We start from the raw sequence: 21,464 nt of genomic DNA, 5'->3' as shown, positions 1-21,464 counted from the left end.
CACGGCGCATGCGCATCGACCCGACGGGCCGGCCGCACCACACAACCAGGAGTCAGGACATGGCAGAGCATCTTGTACACACTACCTCCGGCACCGTACGCGGCACGCGTAGGGGAGACCGAGTCGACTACCTCGGCATCCCCTACGCGCAGCCTCCGGTCGGCCCGCTGCGTCTGAAGCGCGCGGTGCCGGTCACCCCCTGGGACGGCGTCCTGGACGCGAGAGACTACGGAGCCTGCCCGGTGCAGTACAACAACGGCGCCGTGGTGGGACGGGAGGACTGTCTGACGGTCAACGTGCAGCGCCCCCTAAGCGGAGACCGTCTCCCGGTCTTCGTCTGGATATACGGAGGCGGCTACAACACGGGGAGCTCATCCGACGAGATGTATCGGGGCGAGGCCTTCGTCCGCGACGGCATTTTGTTCTTCTCATTTAATTATCGCACGAACGTACTTGGTTTCTACGATTTCACCACATATCCGGGATGCGATGACACAGACTCCAACTGCGGACTGTCGGATCAGATTCTGGCCCTGAACTGGATCCGAGAGAATGTGGAGGCGTTCGGGGGAGATCCGGACCGAATCACCATCGGCGGAGAATCGGCCGGCGGCTCCTCCGTCATCAACATGCTGGCGTGCCCCGGCGCCAGAGGCACCTTCACCCGGGCGATCGTCGAGAGCGGTTTGCCGAACTGCGTGATGACGCACCGGACGGCGAGGGAGAACATCGACCTTTTCCTGGAGGGCATGCATTGGAGCACCGCTGACCTGCACCGACTGCACACCGAGGACCCGCGCCTGTTCCTGAACGGACACGAGTACGTAACCGCCAGACACCAGTACAAGAATCCCGGGATGTTCCTGCCCGGACCGGTTCAGGACGACCTCATGCCGCTGCGCCCCCTTGAGGCCATCGCGCAGGGCTCGGCCGACGGCATCCCGTTGATGATCGGCACCAATATGCACGAGGGCACCATGTTCGTCCATCCGGAGAACACCGGTTTCCCCAACAGCTGGAGCATGATTGCGCAAATGCTGGAGAAGAACGACTGCGCGGATCGCCTCCCGCCGATCGCCTGGTACTACCACAAGCAGTCCCAACGTGCCCGCGAGGCGTTCCGGACCGCCGCATCCGCGACCCCCGCCATCGGAGATGCGCGCGGATTCGACACCGAACCCTTCATCAGGTTCGCTACCGACTACGCCTTCGAGATGCCCGCGATCAGAACGGCCTCGGCGCAAAAGAGGCACACCAATGACGTTTGGATGTACCGCTATGAGTTGATAACCGCTGCCGGCTACGAGACGGGGATGGGCGCCTCCCACGCATTCGAGCTCCCTTTCGTGTTTGAAAAACCCGACCACCACTTCTCACGTATGATGCTGCGGGGGGAGTCGGCCAATCTGTTCACGAGAATGACGCAAACCATTCACGGCGATTGGGTGTCCTTCATCAAGACCGGGGAGCCCAACAGTGATTGGCCCCGTTTCGAAGGCGCCGACTCGCCGGTGCGCATATACGATCGAATCACCCGCACCGAGCGCCTCGACCGCCGGGAACTGATGAACATTTGGGCGGATATGCATTTCTACGAGGACTGAGCCGGCGCACAGTCGGCCACAGTGGCACTCTCCGTTGCCGCAGGCCTCGCAACACTCCGCCTTGACACGCCACTGCCGAACAAAGGAGTTCCATGCCCGCCGCCCCCGTCAACCTGACCGTCGACCACCAGCACGCCCCGCTCGGAGTGGCGGTGCCGCGGCCGGTACTGTCCTGGCAGGTACCCGGCGAGGCACCCGCGACCGCCTACGAAGTCGAAGTGCGCCGCCTCGACCCGGCCACCGGCATCGCGCTCACACCGCCGGTCTGGGCCACCGGCCGCGTTCAGGTCCCCGACCCGCCCGCCTCGCCCTGGCTGCCCTACGCCGGTGAGCCCCTAGATTCGGACACGGACTACTCCTGGCGGGTACGCATCTGGACCGACTCCGACTCCGCACCCTCGCCCTGGGCCGAGGCATCCTTCTCCACCTCCCTGCTGGACGGGGCCGGCGTCGTCGCCGACTGGGTGGAACCCGCCCAGACGCCGGTGGAACTGGAGCCGCCGGCCTCCTTCGCCACCCTGTTCGCCCCGCGCGACCCCCAACCCGCCGGCGAGCGGCTGCACCCGGTCAAGCTCATCCGCCAGGACCTGCCCCGCGCCGACGCCGAGGACGCCCCCATCACCCGTGCCCGCCTGTACTTGAGCGCCCAGGGCGTGATCGAGGCGAGCATCGACGGCACCCCGGTAGGCGACACGGTGCTGGCACCGGGCTGGACCAGCTACCACACCTACACCGAGTTCGAGGTCCACGACGTCACCGCGGCCCTCGCCGACCCCGCCGGAGCACCCCGGCCTCACACCCTCGGCCTGCGCCTCGGCGACGGCTGGTTCGCCGGCCGAGCCACCATCACCGGAGAGTCCGGCCAGTACGGCACCCTGCTGCGCGGCTGGTGGCAGCTGTCGGTCACCCGCGCCGACGGCGCCCACCAGACCTGGGGGCCGGACGCCACCGCCCGCGGCACCACCTCCGGGCCGCTGCGCTACAGCGACATCATGGTCGGCGAAAGGCGCGACGACCGGCTGGCCGCCGCCGTCGCCGGTTGGGACTGTCCCGGTTTCGACGACTCGGGCTGGGACCCAGTGCGCATCGTCCCGACCTCCGAGCTCGACCCGGCCACCGCCCTGGAGCCCTTCCGGGGCGAGCCGGTGCGGCGCCTGGCGGAGCTGCCCGCCGCCCGGGTGATCACCACCCCGGCCGGGGAGACGGTGCTGGACTTCGGGCAGGTGATCGCCGGGCGCGTGCGGCTGCGCGCCGTCGGCCCGGCCGGCACCGAGATCACCCTGGAGCACTCCGAGCACCTGGCCGCCGACGGAAACTTCTTCTCCAACGTGCAGGGGCCGAACAAGGACCAGCGCGACGTCTGGATCCTGGCCGGCACGGGCACGCCGCAGGCCCCCGAGGTCTACGAGCCGACCTTCACCTTCCACGGCTTCCGCTACGCCCGGGTGACCGGCTACCCCGGCGAGCTGCGCACAAGGGATGCGGTCGCCGTCGTCGTCGGCTCGGACCTGGAGCCGGCGGGCGACTTCGCCTGCTCCGACGAGCGCCTGACCCGGCTGCACGCCAACACGGTGTGGTCCCAGCGCGCCAACTTCCTGTCCATCCCCACCGACTGCCCCCAGCGGGAGCGCGTCGGCTGGACCGGCGACATCCAGGTCTTCGCCCCGGCGGCCACCAACAACGCCCAGGTGCACACCTTCCTGGCCCGCTGGCTGCGTAACGTCCGTGCCGACCAGCTCGACGACGGCCGCGTGGTCATCATCTCCCCCTTCGCACCCCGCCAGGCGGCCATGGAGGGGCAGCCCGGCATCGGCGGCATCACCGCCGCCGCCGGCTGGGGCGACGCGGTCATCCGCGTGCCGCTGGCCCTGTGGGAGCGCTACGGCGACGTCGACACCCTGCGGGCCAACTACCCGGCCATGCAGGCCTGGGTTCAGCTGCAGTCCCGCCAGGCCGCCACCGAGCTGCCACCCCGCCTGCGCGGCTCCGACTGGGAGGACACGGACCGCACCGCCGGCTGGGAGGCGCTCGACGACGCCACCGCCGCCCGGCAGCGACTGCTGTGGAACTCGCGCATGCACTTCGGCGACTGGCTGGCGCCCTCCACCCTGGACAGTGGGGCACCGGACGCGATCATGACGGCGCCGCACCTGACCAGCGAGTTCGTCGGCGCCGCCTTCCACGCCGAGGCACTGCGCACGCTGGCCGAGGTGGCGCGGGTGCTCGGGTATGCGGGCGACGCCGCCGCCTATCGGGAGCGCTGGGAGGCGGTGCGTGCCGCGGTGGCCGCGGAGTACATCGGTGCCGATGGCGCCATGACCCCGGACCTGCAGGGCATGTACGTGCTCTCCCTCGCCTTCGGCATCGTCGCGGCCGATGATCCGGACGGCGGCGCGCGGCGTCGGGCCGTGGCGGACCGGCTGGTGCGGCTCGTGCACCAGGCGGGCGACCACCTGGACACCGGCTTCCTGTCGGTACCGTTCCTGCTCGACGTACTGGTCGAGTCCGGAAACGCCGACGTGGCCTGGGCGGTGCTCATGCAGGACACGGTGCCCTCCTGGCTGTATGAGGTGGCCGAGGGGGCCACGACGATCTGGGAGTCTTGGGACGCCGTCGCCCCGGACGGCACCGTGGGGGCGATGAGCTTCAACCACTACGCCTTCGGCTGCGTGGACGACTGGCTGTTCCGGCGCCTGGGCGGGATCGCCCCCACCGAGCCCGGCTACCGGCGCGTGCGGGTGGCGCCGCTGACCGACGGGCCGGTGTCCTGGGCGCGTGCGCACCGGGACACGCCCTTCGGCAGGGTGGAGGTCGCCTGGGAGCGCGCCGACGGCGAGGCGCTCGGGGCCGCCGGGGCGGACTCACCCGCCGCGGGGACGCCGGTGCGTTACGAGATCACCCTGCCGGCCGGGGTCACCGGTGAGCTGGCGACGCCCGACGGCAACGTTCGCGAGCTGGCCAGTGGGCGCACGGTGCTGGTCGCGTAACCGCCGCGGACGCACCACGCACACCGGCCGCAACCAGTTTCATGTCGTTACTGAAAGCATGACAGACTGCACACTCGCAGGACTGGATCGGGCGCCTACCGATCGGTACATTTATGGGCGTCGGCAGGAACAGCCAGCCGGCCCCGGTCGGAGAACCGGCCGGGAGAACTCAACCGAAAGGAACCGCACATGTTCTTCGACATCGATCTGGCCGTCCGTGCCGCTGCCGCCCGCGAGCGCGAGCTCGAGCGCGCTATTGCCGCCGAGAACGAGCAGCGCTGAAAGTGACTGCAACCGGTGACCGCCTGAGGCGGATCACCCCGCGGGCATTCCCGCGACGGCCCTGAGGCCACGGAAAACACGGGGCGAGGACGACGAGGTCCTCGCCCTTCTTGCTGCCTGGCGACGCTGCACTTCCTCTAGGACCACGCAATCCGAGGACGGGCGCAGCCGCCATATCTACCGACCTCGATGCGTAACTACTACCGACCTCGGCGGTTATTTCGACCGACCTCGGCGCGGAACGCGAGGCGGCCCGACCACCCGTAGATGGCCGGGCCGACCATCTCAGTTCCAGTCCAGGACCGCCCCGTTGGACTGGGCGATCTCCCCCAGCACATGGGCGCTGGGCTTGGGGGTACGCGCCTGCGTATCCCGGTCGACGGCAATGATGCCGAACTTGGGGCCGTAGCCGAAGATCCACTCGAAGTTGTCCATGGCGGACCAGCACATGTAGCCGCGCACGTCCACCCCGTCGGCGATCGCGGCGCCAACCTCACCGATGGCGGTGCGCAGGAAGTCCACCCGCTGGGTGTCGTCCTCCGTGTTCAGCCCGTTCTCGGTGACGTAGATCGGCATCTGCACCGCGTCCCAGGCCTGGCGGACCACGGCGCCGATCGCCCAGGGCCAGATCTCCTCCCCGCCCTGGTTGAGCACTGCGCCCTCCTCGGGCGGGACCGGGCCGTTGGGGCCGAGCACCGTGCGGTTGTAGGTCTGCAGCCCGACGAAGTCGTCGCCCTCGCTTACGCGCAGGTAGCGCAGGTTGTTCTCCTCGTTCATGCGCGCCACCCGGTCCTCGCCGCCTGGGGCCGCGTGGAAGTCGGAGTTGGCCAGGGTCCAGCCGACCTGCATCTCGGGCTTGACGGCCTTGATGGCCTCAACCGCCGCCTTGTGGGCGGCGCACTTGATCTCGTAGGCCTGCGGCGTGGCCGAGAGCTGGAAGCCGGCGACCTTGTCCGCCGTCGTCCCCAGGGCACGGGCGGCGCCCTCCCAAGTGGGGTTGCCGAGCCGCTGGGCCGGCTCGCGCTCGCACATGCCCATCTCCCCTAGCAGGATGGCGAGGTTGGGCTCGTTCATGGTGCAGGCGATGTCGAACAGGTCGCCGAGCTCCTCGGTGACGCGGCGGCAGTAGCGGGCGAACAGGGCGGGTGTGTCGGCGTCCTCCCAGCCGCCGCGGGCGATGAGCCACTGCGGGGAGGTGAAGTGGTGGTAGGTGACGATCGGGGTCAGCCCGTGCTCGCGGCAGGCGCGCAGCATGTCGCGGTAGTGCGCGATGGCTACGGCGGAGAACTCCCCCTCGGCCGGCTCGATGCGGCTCCACTCCAGGGAGAAGCGGTAGGAGTTCAGTCCCAGGGAGGCGAGCAGGGCGATGTCCTCCCGGTACCGGGTGTAGTGGTCGCAGGCGTCACCGGAGGACTCGGCGTACATGGTGTTCGGTACGTGCTCGTACAGCCAGACGTCGTTGTTGGTGTTGCCGCCCTCCACCTGGTGGGAGGCGGTGGCGGTGCCCCAGAGGAATCCCTCCGGGAAGGGGGTGGTGCGGGTTGCAGCAGAGGAGCCGGCGGCGGGTGCCGGCGAGGATGCAGGGGAAGTCATGAGGTGATTATCTCCGTGGTGTGTTGGCTGGTTAGTGCTGCGGGAGAGCCGGGGGCCGGACGCTGCGGCAGGTTGCGTGGTGGGGCCGGCCCGCCTACTTGACGCCCCTGACGAGCGGCATGAGCAGGGCGCCTGCGAAGACGAGCGCAGCAGCCGTGCCCCACAACAACGGGTAGTTGTTTGACGCGGGACCGAGCAGCGTCGGGGCAACGGCCGGCACAAGCACGTTTCCGAGGTTGAGTGCGAGGCCGAAGACGGCCATGTCCTTGCCGGCGTCAGCCTCGTTGGGCAGCACCTTGGCGCACAGGGCGAGATCCACGGTGAGGTACATCGGCTGGCCGACGGCGAAGACCATCCAGGCGACGGTGAAACCTGCGATGGTGGTGGAGGTGGCGGCGATGATCAGGCCGGCCGCCATGATGATGGCGGCGAGGGCCACGAGGGGCCTGAGCATGCCGAGCTTGTCGGAGATCCAGCCGGAGCCGATGAAGACAATGATGGAGACGGGGGCGCTCATGAGGGACAGGTGCCCCGCCTGGGCGCCGGCCTCGGCCGGAGTCATGTGCAGGCCGATGATGAGGTAGAGGACGAAGAAGCCGAGGAAGGCGGCCATGCCGGCGCCGGCGAGGAAGCGGGAGAGCCAGACGATGCCGAAGTTCGGGTGCTTGACCGGATTGACGAACATGTGGGCGAACATGTCCAGCGGGCCGCCCTGGGGGATCTCCTCGGGGCCGTGGCGCGGGTCCCGGTAGAGGAACAGGAGCGGCAGGGCGCAGATGATCGCGAGGCTCGGGGGCACGGTCATCAGCAGGACGGTGGAGATGTCAACGAGGGCGCCTGCGATGTAGGAGCCTGCACTCATCGCGAGCGCGCCGCACAGGCCCATGAAGCCCATGATGCGTCCGCGCATGTTTCCGGGAACGCCCTCTACGGGGATGACGGAATAGGCATTGAAGCCCGCCTGGGCGGAGGCGATACCGATGACGTAGGCCGCGATGATGACGATGGAACTCGTCGAGTAGCCGATGATGAGGAAGCACAGGAAAGCGACAAGGTAGCCGCCGACGATCCAGGGGCGACGGCGGCCGAACCGCGAAAGAGTGCGGTCACTCAGGGCCCCTACGATCGGAACCACGGCGAGCATGAGCAGCGCGGACAGGGAGGTGGCGCGCGAGTAGACCAGGGTGGCGAGGTCCTCGTTGATGACGCTGAGGCGCAGCTGGAGAGCCGTGCCCATGCCCATCATCATGATGTATCCGCCGATGGCGGCGACGAGGACCAGCCAGATCGTCTTGCGCGGGTTGCCGAACTTGGCGGTTATGCGCGCCGCCTCCTCGTCCTCCGGACTCATCGCCGCGCCGCCGGCGGGATACCCGTCTTCGGCCGCCTGCTGCACATAGGCGCCGTCGACGGCGGTGGAGGCGTGGGGGCGCCGGCGCCTTCACGCCTGGTACTGGGTGGGGTAGTCATCAATCGTCCTTGATATGCGGCCGGCGACAGTGCCGGCGATGGTGCGCCCACGGAGCCCGCGGCGCCTTGCGGTCAACACCATATCCCAACATGCACCATGTTGGTCAAGATTTAAATCACTTCCAATACGGTCTAGGTTCTCCTCGCGGGTCGCGGTGAGTCAACGCAAGTCACCAACAGTCCCCGGCGATACGGCCGCCAGGCCCCAGAAACCAATCGTCTAGGCTTGTGGCGGACCCGGCTCCACCCGCCGGGCCCGCGCGCCCGAGAACCGCGACTTGCCCGGAGATGAGGTTGACCGTGTCCGACTCAGACGCCGTCGCCCCGCCCGACGGGCGCACGCGCTATGCCAACGGGGAACGACGCCGCGCCGCCATCGCCGACGCCGCCATGGAGGTCTTCGCCGAGCAGGGCTACAACAACCTCTCCCTGCGGCAGATCGCCGACGCCGTAGGGGTCAGCCATACCCTGCTGCGCCACCACTTCGGCAGCAAGGAGAAGCTGCTTGAGGCGGTCCTTAAACGACGCGAGGAGACCGAGTCCGAGTGGCGCGCGGGGCTGTTCACCGAGCACGGCCTGCTGGAGGCCCTCCCGCTGGTCATGGAGCACAACGCCACCATTCCGGGCCTCATCCAGCTCGACGCCGTCATGCGCGCCGAGGCGGTCAATCCCGAGCACCCCGCACACGACTACATCGTTGGCCTCACACGTCGCTTCCGGGCGGCGGTACGCGCAGACCTGGAGGGCGAGCACGAGGCGGGGCGACTGCGCGAAGACGTGGACCTGGATCTGGCCGCCACGCAGCTTGTGGCGCTCATTGAGGGCGTGCAGGCGGAGTGGCTGCTGGACCGCAGCGTGGACATGGCGGCCGTGGTGCGAGACTTCGCCGAGCGCCTGCGCAAGGCCTAGCCACCCGGTAGCCGGAGCCACCGCCCCGCCCGAGTCTCCGCGATCCTGGCGCCAACGGCGTGGATCCTCCCCGCACCGAGCGGCCACACACGGAGCGACTCACATCTGAGCAGCACGCGGCAGCAAGTGGTGCTGCGCCCAACCAGGCCAGATCGGGCTTGACGTTGTCCGGCATGGGACTGACAGCCGTCTCTTGCACCCCCATTCCACGACCTTGGTGATAGTCCTTCAGCGGGACGCCGCTAATGATTCACCCTGTGCGCATTCCACGACCTTGGTGATACTCCACGACCTTGGTGCCTGTTCCACGACCACCCCGGGGTCGTGGAACAGGCACCAAGGTCGTTTAACGTCGCCCAGGGTCGTGCAGTACGCGGGAGGACACAAGCACCGCCGCCCAAGGCCGGAGGCGCTCGACCGCACATGCGCTACGGTTGACGAATCCCCGCAGCCCGCATACGCTCACCCCAATCCGTGAAACGGTTCAACGAAGACCCGGAGAGCCTCATGCCCGCACACCGTTCAAATCAATCCGCCTCCCCCGCCGGGGGCGCAGGCGGCAGCGCCGCATTCCCCGCAGGTGACAGCCCCACGTCCCCGAGGCGCTCAGCCGACTCCATTGGCACGGACATCAAGCGGACCACGGCCGACAGTCCTGCCGGCTCCCTCTCCCCCAACGCCAACCTTCTCACCGTCCCCGCGCCGGAGGTCACCGATCCGGTCGGCGCTCTCACCGCTCCGGTCGGCCTGCGCGTGGACCACCACCGCCCCGACCGACCCGTCCTCGGCGGCACCGGCCCCACCCCGGCGCTGTCTTGGGAAGTGCCGTCCGCCCCCGCCGGCTGGGCCCAGGCCCACGCCGAGATCGAGGTGGTCCGCGGCCGCGTCGGCGCCCTGCCCGGAGCCCCCGAGGTGCTCGCCCTGGACGGCCCGGACTCCCTGTTCGTCCCCTGGCCCGCCCCGCCGCTGAAGTCGCGTGAGAGCGCCGCCTGGCGGGTGCGCGTTGCCGGGGAGGACGGAGTCTGGTCCCCCTGGTCGGCGCCCGCCGTCGTCGAGACCGGGCTGCTGGAACGCGACGACTGGACCGCCCGCCCCATCACCGCCCCCGGCAACCGGCGCACCGATCCGGCACCGGTGATGGTGCGCCGCATCACCGTCCCCGCCGGCACCACCGCCGCCCGCCTGCACCTGACCGCCGGCGGCACCTACGAGGCCTTCATAGACGGCGTCAAGGTAGGCACCGACGAGCTCGCCCCGGGCTGGACCGAGTACTCCCGACGCATCCTGGTGCAGACGCACGACGTCACCACCGTCCTGACCCCCGGTGAGCACGAACTCGCCGTCGTCCTGGGCAACGGCTGGTACCGCGGCCACCTCACCTGGAACATGCGCGAGGCCGTCTACGGCCAGGACCTTTGGCTGCTGGCCCAGGTGGAGTTGAGCGACGGCGCGAGCACGACCGTCGTCGGCACGGACGGCGGCTGGGCCTGGCGGCCCTCCAATATCACCGCCAACGACCTGTACAACGGCCAGTCCACCGACCTGCGCCTGCCCGCGCTGGGTGAGGCGGAGGCCGAATCCCCGGTCGCCGTCCTCGACCTGCCCGAGGCGGCGCTGGAGCCGACCACGCTGCCCCTGCCCACCGTCGTCGGCGAGGTGCGGCCCGTGGAGGTGATCACCACGCCGTCGAACAGACGCGTGGTGGACCTGGGGCAGAACCTCACCGGGCACGTGCGCCTGACGGTGCCCGGCGGCCAGGCGGGGGACGTGATCACCCTGCGCCACGCCGAGGTGCTGGAGCACGGCGAGCTGGGCACGCGCCCGCTGCGCAATGCGGAGTGCACCGACCGCGTCACCCTGGCCGGAACCGGCACCGCCGAACGACCCGAGATCTTCGCCCCCACTCTGACCCAGCACGGCTTCCGCTATGTGGAGGTCGAGGGCTTCCCCGGCGACGACGACGCGCTGCTCGCCTCCCTCACGGCGCGCGTGGTCTCCGCAGGCATGGATCGGTCCGCCTGGTTCACCAGCTCCCAGCCGCTCGTGAACAAGCTGGTGGAGAACACCCGCTGGTCCGCCATCGACAACTTCATCACCGTCCCCACCGACTGCCCGCAGCGCGACGAGCGCCTGGGCTGGACCGGGGACATCGGCGTCTTCGCCCCCACCGCCCTGAGTCTGTACGACGCCGCCGCCTTCCTGAACTCCTGGACGAGGGACCTGGCCGCCGCCCAGACCCCGGACGGCGCCCTGCCGGTGGTCTCCCCCGATGTGCTGGAGGGCAACAAGCTCACGTGTGCCTGGGGCGACGCCATCACCCTGGTGCCCTGGGCGGTATATGAGGCCACCGGGAACCCGGCGGTGCTGGCCGCCAGCGTGGAGGCGATGAGCTGCTTCGTCGACGGCGTCGCCGCCGTGGCCGGGGACTCGCACCTGTGGCGGGGCGGCTTCCAGTTCGGCGACTGGCTGGACCCCGACGCCCCGCCGGACAACCCGGGCGCCGCCAAGGCCGACCCGGATGTGGTGGCCACCGCCTACTTCGCCCGCAGCGCGGACATCACCGCTCGCGCCTGGGCGATCCTCGGCAACGCCGAGCGCGCCGCCCACTACGAGGCACTGGCCGCGAGCGTGCGGGAAGCGTACCTGGACGCCTACGTCACCGCCGACGGGCTGATCCTGTCCGACTGCGCCACCGTCTACGCCCAGGCACTGGCCTGGGATCTGCTGGACACGCCGCGGCGCGTGACCGGGGCGGGGCAGCGCCTGGCGGACCTGGTGCGGCTGCGGTCCTTCCGGATCTCCACCGGCTTCGTCGGCACCCCGCTGGTGCCGACGGCGCTGGTCAAGGGCGGCCAGGCGGCCACGGCGGCCCGGCTCATCCTGGAGCGGGAGTGCCCCAGCTGGCTGTACCCGGTGACCATGGGCGCCACCACCATCTGGGAGCGCTGGGACTCCATGCTGCCCAACGGGGACATCAACCCCGGGGAGATGACGAGCTTCAACCACTACGCCCTGGGCGCCGTAACCCAGTGGCTGATTACGGACCTGGCCGGCCTGGACGTGGTCGACGTCGGCGGGCGCGCGCTGCGGGTGGCCCCGCAGGTGGGCCACGGCTTCACCTCCGCGAGCGTGGTGCGGCGACTGCCGCTGGGCACCGCCCGCACCGCCTGGGAGCTCGACGGCGACACGCTGCACGTGAGCGTGCAGGTGCCGGTGGGGGCGAGTGCCGAGCTGGTGCTGCCCGGTGTGGCGCCGGAGGTGCTCGGCCACGGGCTGCATGAGCGCACGGTGGCGTTGCCCGCGCAGCTGCGCGACGGTAACGGAGAGATCCGGACGGTACGGGACCTGATGGACGATGATGCGGCCTGGGAGCGCGCGGTGGAGGCGGTGCGCGGCAAGCACGGCGCCTACATGGCGGACCCGGCGGCCACGCTCACCGGATTCCTCACCCATGAGCTCGATTCGACGGCGCGGGTCGTGCCCGGAGCTGCCACCATGTACGGCTTCATTCCCGGCATGGAGGCGGTAAAGGCCGCGCTTGACGCCGTCATCGCCGAAGTGGCGCCGAACGCACCCCAGGTCCCCGCCGCCCAGCGCGGCTAACCCCCACTCCCGCCGAGACCGGCACTTGTAACACACCGAGACCGGCATTAGTTACACACCGAGACCGGTAGATATGGCGGTGGTCCGAGGCGCCCCGTGTCCTCTCGGACCACCACCCCCAGCGCCCGAAGTAGAACGCCGCGTCAAAGGAGGACACCGTGCCCACCCGGTCCGCCCGCCCGATTCTGCCGGGCTACTACCCGGATCCGTCCATCTGCCGCGTGGACGGAGCTTTCTGGCTGGTCAACTCCAGCTTCGAGTACCTGCCGGGCGTGCCCGTGCACCGCTCCGCCGACCTGGTGCACTGGGAGCAGGTCGGTCACGCCTACGCCCGCCCCTCCGCCCTGCCGCTGCCGGGAGGCGACGCCGGCTCCCAGGGCACCTTCGCCCCCACCATCCGCCACCACGACGGCGTCTTCTACGTGATCGTCACCAATATGGGGCAGGACCCGCTGAGCCAGCGCATCGTGCGCACCACAGATCCCGCCGCCGACTGGTCCGACCCGGTGGAAGTGCCCGACACCCCGGGCATCGACCCGGACCTGTGCTGGGACGAGGAGGGCGTCTGCCACCTGAGCTGGCGCGGAGTGTCCTTCGAGACCGGCACCGCGGTATCCACGCTGCGCTCGGTGCCGATCGACCCGGGCACCGGCCGACGCCTGGGCGAGGCGGTCGAGTTGTGGCAGGGCACGGGCATGCGCGACGCGGAGGGGCCGCACCTGTACCGCCGCCGCGGTTGGTGGTACCTGCTGCTGGCCGAGGGCGGCACCGGCATCGGGCACTGCGTGACCATGGCGCGCGCCCGCGAGCTGACCGGCCCGTGGGAGGAGCACCCCGGCAACCCGATCCTCACCCACCGCTCCACCGACCATCCGGTGCAGGCCACCGGGCACGCCGACCTGGTGCCCCTCGACGCCGACGGATGGGACGGGGCGCGCTTCGCCATGGTGCACCTGGGCATTCGCCAGCTGGAGCCCTTCCCCGGGTATCACGTCAACGGCCGGGAGACCTTCCTGGTCGGCGCCCACTGGGAGGGGGACTGGCCGGTCGTCGTCGAGGACCGCTACGCGGAGGCGATCGCCGCGCGCGACGCCTCCTCCACGCACGCCTTCACCGATGAGCTGCGCGGTCGGCCGGGTCCGGTGGCCGACGCCGACGCTCCCTGGGATCTGCCCGACCAGTGGGTCTCCCCGGGCGGGCTCGCCCGTGCCGCACTGGCGCGCAACGAGGCCGGGAGACTGAGGCTCACCGCGCCCGGCGACGACGCCGCGCCGCGCCCGCTGCTGGCTACCCGCTGCCGCGACGCCGCCTGGCGCGCCGAGGCGGAACTGGTGGTGGAGCCGGGCGCCGCCGTCGAGCTCTGCGTGTACTTGGACCCCGGTCACCGGGCCGCCGTGCGCTGGGACGGGGACCGTGCCGTGGCCGTGGCGACCGCGGCGCCGTTTGAACAGACTCTTGGCGAATTGGCTGCGGAGTACATGGAGGCGCCGCAGGGACGGGCGTTGCGGATGTGGGTGAGCGCGCAGCTCCCGGAGTCGGGATTCTTCGGCCAGCGCGTGCCCGACGAACTGGTGCTGGGCGTGAGCGTGGATGGGCGAGACATAGAGCTGGGCCGGCTGGACGGCCGCTACCTGTCCACCGAGGTCGCCGGCGGCTTCACCGGGCGGGTCGTGGGCGTGCGCGCCGTAAGCGGCACGGCAACCATTGAGCGCTTCATTTACCAACCGCTGTAGACACGTCAGGCTCGGGCAGGATGAGCCCGGTTGACGGCTGTACGGCTGTGCACGTCTCCGCAAGGCCCATTCCCACAGTCCACACGATTCCGCGGTTCTACCGAAACCGTTAGCGGCCGTGGGTTGCCTCCTGTGCGCGCCGAGGTGCCCGTTGCGCACTGGAGCACTATCACCCAACTCCAGCCCAACTGACAATTCCGCGCAATACCAACAAAACGCGGATCTACCTGGCTCAGCCCGGCTGCTGCAGGCGCAAGAACACCCGCCGATTCAGTCGCAGCGCACCCGCGCCGCCATCCAAGGGCGGCTCGGAAGCGGCACGTAGGCCCTGCCGTTCACCCCAGCGGCCGCCTGCTCGATCGTCATGTTCCACGTGTCGCCGACTTCCGCTCGCCGCTAAGCGGCGCTCCGGCACCGTAACCGCGGTCCGAAAGGGCTGGGCAGTGCCGAAAGGTCGGCGGGTAGTTCTCCCCCCATCCGCGGCCGACGGCGTCGTGGAGGGCTGCGGGTCATCAGTCCGCAATACGCGCCGCCGGAGTCCACAATTCATCCTCGTCGCAGGGCTCGCCCAACACCTGTGGAGAGTCGGCGGTCCCCGCGTGCGCGAAAGCCGCAACTGTCCGAGCATCAGTTCATGGACACCATCCCCGCGCCACCCCCGCTGCCCACGATTGAGTTCACTTATGCCGGGCGCCCCAGCAGGTCCCGTGCCGGTGACACCCGTGTGCAGATCGCTCCCGGCGTCGCCTTGCTTCCGACTCCCGGGCGGGCGGTGTGGGCGCAGCAGCGCGAGGTCGGCCTGGCCCGGTGTGTGGCCGCCGTGCACTCGGCCAGATCCGCAGTAGTACTCACCCACGAGGCGGCGGCACTCGTGCACGGACTGTGGCTGCGCCATGGCGAGACCGATATTCGCATCGCAGTGCCCACGAATCCCAAGCGCACCCGGCTTCCCTTGGCTCCGGTCGCCTTCACGGACGGGAACCTCCCGCACCCATCCGGGGCGGGTCGTGCGATCAGCCTGCGGCGGCGTCGGTCCCGGCTGCAGGCCGATGATGTAGAAGTGGTCAACGGGCTCCCGGTCACGTCCCTGCTGAGAACGGCGGTCGACTGCGCCTTCGACCTGCCTGCGCGAGAGTCGATCACAATCGTCGATTCGGCCATGCGTGCGCTGTGCCAACCCGACCGATTCAGCCCGCAGCAGGCGAAGGCAAAGTGGGAGCGCGTTCGTCCCCAGCTGCTGGCGGCGGTTGGGGCGGAAGGCCCACGGCGGGGAGCGGTGCGCGCTCGCGCCGTCGCTGCCATGGCGAGCCCATTCTCGGAGTCGCCAGGCGAGAGCCTGACGCGGCGTCTGGTCGTGGCGCTCGGGTTGCCCGGGCCGGAGTTGCAGCACGAAATCATGCTCGACGCCGACGGCCACCGCTTCCTCGATTTCGCCTGGCCGGACCTGCGGTTGGCGATCGAGTTCGACGGCCGCAGCAAGTACAGCTTGAATGACGACCTCTGGGAGGAGAAGCTCCGGCAGGACGCCATCGGCGCCATGGGATGGTCATTCATACGGGTGACGTACGCGGACCTCAACGACGAAGAGCGGCTGACCGCGAGAATCATGGAGCGCATGCCGCCGAGCGTGACGCTGCGTGCCCGCCGCGTTCCCGGGCTGTGGGAGTAGCGCGGGTCGAGTATCAATCGCGGCGAGCACCCGCGCGGGTAAAAAGGTCGTTCTCGGCCGGGCGATGACATGTTTGCCCGCCCGAGGACGTACTCGGGCGCACGAGGACGTATTCGCCACGCCGAGGTCGTTTTGGGGCTCATGAGGACGTAGTCGAGCAAGCACACAGGGTCGTATTCGGGCCGATGAGGGCGTATTCGGGCTCACGAGGTCGTACTCGACCACCCCACACCAGCCGAATACGACCTCGTACTCCCCAAACCCTCCACATCGTGGAGGGTTTCGGGCTGATGAGGACGTTTTCGCCGCGCCGAGGTCGTGCTCGGGCGAACAAGGACGTACTCGCCGCGCCGAGGTTGTCTTCAGGTGGGCGCGGAGGTCGTCCTGGGGCTCACGCGGTCGTACCCGAGCCGCCGAGGACGTACTCGGGAAGGCGGTGGTGGCGGCCGCGGACGGCTCGCCGTCCCCGTTGACTGCGCCCACCCCGGCAATTATTCTTTGAGTCGTTTCAACACCCGCCCCTCGTCACCGCAGACGGAGCCACATCGTGTCAGTGCAGACATCGCAGACGTCCCCCTCGCCGCAGCAGCACGCTACTTCGGCCTCACCAAATGCCCCACTACCCGAAGTCTCGTTGTCCCAACCCGACGGCACCCTCCCCGCTGCCCACCCCTCCATCCCCGAGGCTGCGATCACCGCCGCCGCCCTGCCCGACCCCGTCGGCGAGCTGACCGCCCCCACCCACCTCAAGTTCGAGCAGTACCTGCCCGGTGACGTCCTGGGCGGAGCCTCCCCCACCCCCCGCCTGTCCTGGGAAATCCCCACCGCCCCAGCAGGCTGGTCCCCCACCGACGCCGAGGTGGAGCTCACCCGCACCGATCCCGCCGGCAACCCACTCGGCAGCCCGCAAACACTCCCGCTGGCCACCGCCGACGGCGTCCTGACCGCCTGGCCCGCCGTCGCGCTGGCATCCCGCGAGCGGGTAGTGGTGCGGGTACGCGTGACCGGCTCGGTCGCCGTCGCCGCCTCCGCCACCACCCCGGCCACTGCGGTGCCCGCCACCACCGGATGGTCAGAGCCCGCCGTCTACGAGGCCGGCCTGCTGGATGCCGCCGACTGGCAGGCCCTGCCGGTGGGCCCCGCCTGGCCGGAGAACCCCGATAGCGACCGCCGCCCGCCGCGTGTACGCCACGAGTTCAGGGTCGACCGCCCGGTGGTTTCCGCCCGCGCCTATGTCAGCGCCCACGGGCTCATTCGCGCCGAGCTCGATGGCGGCCGTGTCGGCACCGACGAGCTGGTGCCCGGTTGGACCGTGTACGGGCAGCGGCTGGTCGCACGCACCTACGACGTCACCACCCAACTCCTGGACCACTCCCCGCCGGCGATGGCGTCGGCACTCATGCGCTCGGCGCGCAGCTGGCAGACGGCTGGTACCGCGGACACATCGGCTTCGACGGCGGCTACCGCAACCTGTATGGCGACGACGTCGCCGCCATCATCCAGCTCGAGCTCACCCACGCCGACGGCAGCCGCAGCACCGTCGCCACCGGCCCCGAGTGGCGGGCCGGCGCGGGCGAGATCCTGTTCACCGGCCTGTACGACGGCGAGACAGTCGATGCCCGCCTGACCACTCCCGGCTGGTCCGCCCCGGCTTCGACGACGACGCCTGGTCACCGGTAGCGGTGGGCGACTCCGACGCCGAGCGGCTGATCATGCCGGTCGATGCCCCGGTGCGCGCGCAGGAGACCCTGCTCCCGGTGGCGGTCACCGTGCAGGAGCGGTGGGCGATGCGCATCGGGGAGGCTGAGATCGAGACCTCCCCGGAGCGGGCGCTGATCGACTTCGGCCAGAACATTTCCGGCCGCCTGCGCATTCGCGTGGCCGGCCCGGCCGGCACCACCATCACCTTGCGGCACGCCGAGGTGCTCGAGCACGGCCAGTTAGGCACGCGCCCACTGCGCGGCGCCACCGCCACCGACCGCTACACCCTGGCCGGCGACGGCGTGGAGGAGTGGGAGCCGGCTTTCACCATCCACGGCTTCCGCTACGCAGACGTCTCGGGCTGGCCGGGCGGGGCGGCGGCCGCCAAGCGGGACATCGAGGCCGGGGCGATCACCGCCGTCGTCGTGCACACCTCCATGGAGCGGCTGGGTGCCTTCGAATGCTCGGACGCCCGAGTGAATCGCCTGCATGAGAACTCGCGCTGGTCCATGCGGGACAACTTCGTCGCCCTGCCCACCGACTGCCCGCAGCGCGACGAGCGTCTGGGCTGGACCGGTGACATCCAGGCCTTCGCCCCCACCGCTGCCTTCCACTACGGCTGCACCGGGCTGCTGTCCTCCTGGCTGGCGGACCTGGCCATCGAGCAGCAGGCGCATGGCACCGTGCCCTGGTACGTGCCCGTTGTTCCGGGCGGCCTGTGGACGCCGCCGCGGCCCGCCGCCGTGTGGGGCGACGCCGCCACCGTGGTGCCGTGGGAGCTGTTCCGGGCCACCGGCGACCGGGACCTGCTCGCGCAGCAGTATGACTCCGCCAAGGCGTGGGTGGATCTGGTGGACTCCCTGGCCGCGGATGACCACGTGTGGGACTCCGGCATGCAGCTGGGCGACTGGCTCGACCCCTCCGCCCCGCCGGACAACCCCATGCAGGCGATGACCGAGCCACACCTGGTGGCCACGGCCTTCTTCGCCCAGTCGGCCCGGATCGTGGCACGCTGGGCGCAGGTGCTCGGCAATGAGGAGGACGCCACGCACTACGCCGCCCTGGCGGAGGCGATCGGGGAGGGCTTCCGCGCCCGCTTCACCGACGGCGCTGGGCGCATGACCTCAGACACCCAGACCGCCTACGCCCTGGCGATCACCTTCGACCTGACCGGATCGGAGGGCAACCGCGAGGTCGCCGGCAACCGCCTGGCGGAGCTGGTGGAGGCCTCCGGCGGGCACGTGTCCACCGGCTTCGCGGGCACGCCCGTGCTCACCGGCGCGCTTAGCGCCACCGGCCACGTCGATGCCGCCTACCGGCTGCTGCTGACGACGACGTGCCCGAGCTGGCTGTACACGGTCACCATGGGCGCCACCACCACCTGGGAGCGCTGGGACTCCATGCTGCCCGACGGAAGCATCAACCCCGGCGACATGACCAGCTTCAACCACTACGCCCTGGGCGCGGTGGCGGCCTGGCTGCAGCGCAGCGTCGCGGGCATGGCTCCCGCGGCCCCGGCTACCGAGTGATCGAGGTGGCCCCGGCCCCGGGCGGGGGCCTGACCCACGCCGAGTCCGTGCACCGCACCCCCTACGGCTGGGCGGCCGTGGCCTGGCGGCTGGTGGACGAGGCCGGACACGAGATCACCTCGCAGGCGGCAGCGGCCGGGCAGGGGCGGCTGGAGGTCGACGTCGTCGTCCCGGTCGGGGCGAGCGCACGCGTCACGCTGCCGGGCCGGGAGGGCGAGGAACCCATCGAGCTGTCCCACGGCCGCCACCACCTGGTGGCCTGAGGCAGAGCCAGTGGGCCGGCGTGCGAGCCGAAGCCGCTGCCACGCCGACCTCACCGGAGTAGCCGACAACCGACCGCGGACAGGAGTAGTGCTCATGACCGATGGCCCTGAAAACACCCGGGCCACCGCCATCCCGGCCTCCGTGCGCGCCGCCCTGAAGCTGCCCGCTGCGGACGGACCCGCCTCCCGCGCCATCCACGAGGTACTGGAGGTCCCGATGCCGGACGGGACCGTGCTGCGCGCCGACGTCGTGCGTCCCGATGACGACGCCGCCCACCCGGCGCTGCTGACCCGCTGCCCCTACTTCGGCGCCTGGCGCCCCATGGTCGCCGAAGTCACGGGCGCGGACCCGGCCACGCCCGGCCTCATGGCGGGGGTGCTGGGCATGCAGGCGGGCGTGAGCCTGGATCGGGCCGTCGCCGCGGGTTTTGCGGTGGTCGCCCAGGCCTGTCGCGGCACGGACATCTCCGACGGCGGCTTCCGCTTCTACTTCGATGAGGCCGCCGACGGCGTGGCCACACGGACGGCACTGGCCGCACTGCCCTGGTGCGACGGGAGGGTGATCACCTTCGGCAACTCCTACCTGACCACCACCCAGTTCACCGCTGCCCTGGCGAGCGTCGAGAACCTGGCGGGCATGACCGCCTGGGTGTCTCCCTCCACCTATGACGATGACCTGGCCATGCGCGGCGGTGTGCTGCTGGAGGGTCCGTCGTATGAGTGGGCGCGCCAGCAGGTACGCACCGGGCTGTGGCGCGACGGTCGCGCGGACGCCCCGCAGGAGACACTGCCCGAGCCGGTGGAGGACTTCACCCCATATCTAAAGCGGGTCGGGATCGGGCAGGCGGCACGCGATCTGGCGGCCGCGCACCGGGCCGGCGGGCACGTGGTGGACTGGGTGAACCATCCGCTGCACGACGCCTACTGGGAATCCGTCGCCTACCCGACTGGTGCCCTGGCCGACTTGGACGTGCCGACGCTGCACATGTCCGGTTGGTACGACCTGTTCCAGGGCGGCACCCTGCGCAACTTCACGGCCATGGCCGCCGGTGCGGCGGCGCGGGGACGCCCCGGCGACGTACGCCTGGTCATCGGCCCCTGGACTCACCTGACCTTCGACGGGCACCTGGCCGGGCGCGACTTCCCGGCGGCGGCATCGACGACGTCGGCCTGGGCGAGTTGAGCCTGGACTTCTGGAAGGCGGTGCTCGGGGACGCGCAGGCGGCGGCGCGGCTGCCCCGCGACCCGGTACGCGTTTACATCATGGGCGCGGACCGGTGGATCGACCTGCCCGCCTGGCCCGCCCCCGACGCCGTCGAACAGGCTTGGCACCTGGGCTCGGGCGGGATACTGGACGCCCCAGGAGAGGGGCGGATTGAACCCGCCGCACAGTCCGACGGTGTCACGAGCGGAGCGGCCGATGCGGTCTCGCCGCGGGAACGGTCCGCCCATGAGGCTGCTCCGGGCTTCACCGCCTGGGTGCATGACCCCGCGGATCCGGTGCCCACCGCGGGCGGCCAGATGCTCATGGGGCCGCCGGAGGACGCCGGCCCGCACGACCAGCGCGATGTTGAGGCTCGCGGGGACGTCGCGGTGTTCACCAGTGCGCCGCTGACCGAGCCGGTGACGATCCTCGGGCCGGTGCGGCTTGAGGCCTGGGTGGCGGCCGACGCCGTCGACGCCCACCTGCACGCCGCCCTGACCGACGTGGCCCCGGACGGCACCTCCACCCTGCTGACCGACGGCGTGCTGCGGCTCAGCGCCCACGCCGGCCTGGATCGGCGCGACCCGCTCACACCGGGCGAGCCCGTGGAGGCGGAGGTGGACATGTGGGCCACCGGCGTGCACCTGCCGGCCGGACACCGCCTGCGCCTGGACCTGGCCGGCTCCAACTGGCCGCGCTACAGCGTGGCCGACCCGGCCGACGGCGCCCCGGTGGCCATGCGGGTGCTGCACGACGCCGACCACCCCAGCGCCGTCGTCGTCACCACCGTCGATCTGACGGCTCACCCCGCCGCTCCCCCTCACCGAGTTCGGTAGAAGTAACGTGCCGAGTTCGGTAGAAGTAACGTGCCGAGTTCGGTAGAAGTAACGTGCCGAGTTCGGTAGAAGTAACGTGCC

The 21,464-nt window shown here is 70.4% G+C and carries 13 protein-coding genes and 2 pseudogenes; 12 read left to right on the top strand and 3 right to left on the bottom strand.

Translation table 11 applies throughout. From position 1 onward, the window contains the following. The first annotated feature begins 59 nt into the window (after positions 1–59). Together CWT12_RS02055 and CWT12_RS02050 are read left to right on the top strand one after the other, a co-directional pair. Positions 60–1,604 carry a carboxylesterase/lipase family protein gene (locus CWT12_RS02055; RefSeq protein ID WP_161923510.1) on the top strand — a complete coding sequence of 515 codons (1,545 nt, stop codon included), beginning with the start codon at positions 60–62 and terminating at the stop codon, positions 1,602–1,604. 92 nt (positions 1,605–1,696) lie between these two features. Then, entirely contained in the window at positions 1,697–4,591 is a 2,895-nt protein-coding gene (locus CWT12_RS02050; protein ID WP_161923509.1) for an alpha-L-rhamnosidase, read from the top strand. Positions 4,592–5,158: 567 nt separating this feature from the next. Here the strand turns inward: CWT12_RS02050 and CWT12_RS02045 are convergent. Then, on the bottom strand, positions 5,159–6,466 hold the full coding sequence (locus CWT12_RS02045; protein ID WP_161923508.1) for a glycoside hydrolase family 1 protein: 1,308 nt from the start codon (positions 6,464–6,466) through the stop codon (positions 5,159–5,161). Between the two features lie 94 nt (positions 6,467–6,560). Next, entirely contained in the window at positions 6,561–7,817 is a 1,257-nt protein-coding gene (locus CWT12_RS02040) for an MFS transporter (RefSeq protein WP_161923507.1), read from the bottom strand. A 419-nt stretch (positions 7,818–8,236) separates the two neighbouring features. On the opposite strand from CWT12_RS02040, the gene CWT12_RS02035 reads away from it, so the two are divergent. The 3 genes from CWT12_RS02035 (at position 8,237) to CWT12_RS02025 (ending at position 14,181) form a co-directional block, all read left to right on the top strand. Beyond that, positions 8,237–8,845 carry a TetR/AcrR family transcriptional regulator gene (locus CWT12_RS02035; RefSeq protein ID WP_237564258.1) on the top strand — a complete coding sequence of 203 codons (609 nt, stop codon included), beginning with the start codon at positions 8,237–8,239 and terminating at the stop codon, positions 8,843–8,845. Positions 8,846–9,352: 507 nt separating this feature from the next. Further along, positions 9,353–12,448: an alpha-L-rhamnosidase gene (locus CWT12_RS02030; protein ID WP_161923505.1), complete on the top strand. Its 3,096-nt coding sequence runs from the start codon at positions 9,353–9,355 to the stop codon at positions 12,446–12,448. A gap of 158 nt (positions 12,449–12,606) precedes the next feature. After that, positions 12,607–14,181, top strand: a complete 1,575-nt coding sequence (locus tag CWT12_RS02025) for a glycoside hydrolase family 43 protein (protein WP_161923504.1) — start codon at positions 12,607–12,609, stop codon at positions 14,179–14,181. A gap of 270 nt (positions 14,182–14,451) precedes the next feature. Here the strand turns inward: CWT12_RS02025 and CWT12_RS14620 are convergent. Next, positions 14,452–14,559: pseudogene (locus CWT12_RS14620) on the bottom strand (DUF5605 domain-containing protein); the annotation flags it as partial. Positions 14,560–14,815: 256 nt separating this feature from the next. On the opposite strand from CWT12_RS14620, the gene CWT12_RS02015 reads away from it, so the two are divergent. The 7 genes and pseudogenes from CWT12_RS02015 to CWT12_RS14280 all read left to right on the top strand — a co-directional run bounded on the left by CWT12_RS02015 (position 14,816) and on the right by CWT12_RS14280 (position 21,383). Further along, positions 14,816–15,850: an endonuclease domain-containing protein gene (locus CWT12_RS02015; RefSeq protein WP_161923502.1), complete on the top strand. Its 1,035-nt coding sequence runs from the start codon at positions 14,816–14,818 to the stop codon at positions 15,848–15,850. A 547-nt stretch (positions 15,851–16,397) separates the two neighbouring features. Continuing rightward, positions 16,398–17,204, top strand: a pseudogene (locus CWT12_RS14495) (glycoside hydrolase family 78 protein); the annotation flags it as partial. Continuing rightward, complete coding sequence (locus CWT12_RS13705) at positions 17,156–17,530, top strand: alpha-L-rhamnosidase N-terminal domain-containing protein (RefSeq protein ID WP_272927772.1); 375 nt, start codon at positions 17,156–17,158, stop codon at positions 17,528–17,530. The pseudogene CWT12_RS14495 and the gene CWT12_RS13705, both read left to right, overlap by 49 nt. Before the next feature lie 2 nt (positions 17,531–17,532). Beyond that, on the top strand, positions 17,533–19,080 hold the full coding sequence (locus CWT12_RS13345; RefSeq protein WP_202616247.1) for a family 78 glycoside hydrolase catalytic domain: 1,548 nt from the start codon (positions 17,533–17,535) through the stop codon (positions 19,078–19,080). Positions 19,081–19,085: 5 nt separating this feature from the next. Then, the gene (locus tag CWT12_RS13340; protein ID WP_202616246.1) at positions 19,086–19,343 is read left to right on the top strand and encodes an alpha-L-rhamnosidase C-terminal domain-containing protein; all 258 of its coding nucleotides are present in this window, start codon (positions 19,086–19,088) and stop codon (positions 19,341–19,343) included. 94 nt (positions 19,344–19,437) lie between these two features. Beyond that, the gene (locus CWT12_RS14285) at positions 19,438–20,526 is read left to right on the top strand and encodes a CocE/NonD family hydrolase (RefSeq protein ID WP_161923501.1); all 1,089 of its coding nucleotides are present in this window, start codon (positions 19,438–19,440) and stop codon (positions 20,524–20,526) included. After that, on the top strand, positions 20,523–21,383 hold the full coding sequence (locus CWT12_RS14280; protein ID WP_161923500.1) for a CocE/NonD family hydrolase: 861 nt from the start codon (positions 20,523–20,525) through the stop codon (positions 21,381–21,383). Before CWT12_RS14285 ends, CWT12_RS14280 begins: the two co-directional genes overlap by 4 nt. The last annotated feature ends 81 nt before the right edge of the window (positions 21,384–21,464 follow it).

The organism is Actinomyces sp. 432 (assembly GCF_009930875.1).
Lineage (GTDB): Bacteria > Actinomycetota > Actinomycetes > Actinomycetales > Actinomycetaceae > Actinomyces.
This window is presented reverse-complemented; position numbering and strand designations above follow the sequence as displayed.

Excerpts from the sequence above, each read along its gene's own strand:
- CWT12_RS02045 (WP_161923508.1), bottom strand. The coding sequence starts at position 6,466 with ATGACTTCCCCTGCATCCTCGCCGGCACCCGCCGCCGGCTCCTCTGCT.
- CWT12_RS02055 (WP_161923510.1), top strand. The coding sequence starts at position 60 with ATGGCAGAGCATCTTGTACACACTACCTCCGGCACCGTACGCGGCACG.
- CWT12_RS02050 (WP_161923509.1), top strand. The coding sequence starts at position 1,697 with ATGCCCGCCGCCCCCGTCAACCTGACCGTCGACCACCAGCACGCCCCG.
- CWT12_RS14285 (WP_161923501.1), top strand. The coding sequence starts at position 19,438 with ATGACCGATGGCCCTGAAAACACCCGGGCCACCGCCATCCCGGCCTCC.
- CWT12_RS02030 (WP_161923505.1), top strand. The coding sequence starts at position 9,353 with ATGCCCGCACACCGTTCAAATCAATCCGCCTCCCCCGCCGGGGGCGCA.
- CWT12_RS02040 (WP_161923507.1), bottom strand. The coding sequence starts at position 7,817 with ATGAGTCCGGAGGACGAGGAGGCGGCGCGCATAACCGCCAAGTTCGGC.
- CWT12_RS02015 (WP_161923502.1), top strand. The coding sequence starts at position 14,816 with ATGGACACCATCCCCGCGCCACCCCCGCTGCCCACGATTGAGTTCACT.